A 286-nucleotide genomic window follows, 5' to 3' on the forward strand; every position below is an offset into this window, starting at 1 on the left:
ATTTTTTATTGACGGTAAATTAGGATTATCTACTAAATATCTCCAAGGAGAAATCCTTATAAAGACAGACGAAGTGAGTGAAGGAGCCCATCAACTTATTACAAAATATTACTATTTTACAGGTTCTGGGAGTTTAGCTGATAAAAATAATTCCGAGGGTGGGGGAAGGGAAGACGTGTATGATTTTGGTGTAGATAAAGAAGTAACAGACCCAATAGACATAAAAAAAAGTGAAAGTAAAGATGGAACTATTTTTGTTAGTTGGGATATTCCAAACAATTTAAAT

The 286-nt window shown here is 32.5% G+C and carries 1 protein-coding gene; it reads left to right on the forward strand.

Annotation, left to right across the window (positions count from 1 at the left end; translation table 11 throughout):
- Positions 1 to 286: hypothetical protein (locus ACY2RW_RS16125; RefSeq protein WP_490123757.1), on the forward strand; the 286-nt coding region annotated here is incomplete at both ends.

This window comes from Polaribacter sp. 2305UL8-11, from assembly GCF_058147165.1.